The sequence below is a fragment of the Micromonospora sp. DT63 genome (assembly GCF_049841615.1).
GTDB lineage: Bacteria > Actinomycetota > Actinomycetes > Mycobacteriales > Micromonosporaceae > Micromonospora.
This window is the reverse complement of the sequence record NZ_JBNCKQ010000021.1, coordinates 1-708: the sequence shown is the minus strand read 5'-3', so window position 1 is coordinate 708 and position 708 is coordinate 1. Positions and strand designations below refer to the sequence as shown.

The following is a 708-nucleotide window of genomic DNA, read 5'->3' as shown; positions in this document are numbered from 1 at the left end:
GGCGGGCTCAACCGGTGGTTGCAACACCGAGTAGCTGGGCCATTTTCTCACCGGGGGTGGCCCAGCCGAGGGTCATGCGGGGGCGGTCGTTGAGTTCGTCGGCGACGTGGTCGAGGCCGGCTTGGTCGATGGTGGTGAAGTCGAATTGGCCTTTGGGGAAGTATTGGCGTAGCAGCCCGTTGGTGTTCTCGTTGCTGCCCCGCTGCCAGGGGCTGTGTGGGTCGCAGAAGTAGACCGGGCAGTCCGTGGCGATGGTGAAGTCGCGGTGTCGGGCCATCTCGACGCCCTGGTCCCAGGTCAGCGAGGCCCTCAACCGTTGCGGGAGCCAGGTCATCGCCGCCGCCAGTTGGGACACGACGTGTTCGGAGACCTTGCCCTCGGGCAGCCCGACCAAAATCACGAACCGGGTGGCGCGTTCCACCAGCGTGGCGATCGCGGAACCACCGCGCCCACCCCGACGGACCCCCTCAAGGAGATCACCCTCCCAGTGACCCGGCACCGCCCGGTCGGCGACCTCCGCCGGCCGGTCAGCGGTACGCAGATCAATCCAGGGCCGCGCCGAGCGCACCGCCCCGGCCGGCGCCGCCCGACGACGGCGAGCCGCCCGACCCGAACGCAACGCCACCTGCCGCGTCAACTCCGCCCGCAAGTTCCCCCGCGCCTGCAGGTAGATCGCCTGATAAATCGTCTCGTGCGACACCCACATCT

1 protein-coding gene is annotated in these 708 nt (G+C 68.8%); it reads right to left on the bottom strand.

Annotation, left to right across the window (positions count from 1 at the left end):
- Positions 1 to 7 precede the first annotated feature (7 nt).
- Positions 8 to 708, bottom strand: a 701-nt coding sequence (locus ACLQ27_RS32145; RefSeq protein ID WP_425870257.1) for an IS30 family transposase, incomplete at its 5' end; no start/stop codon positions are given.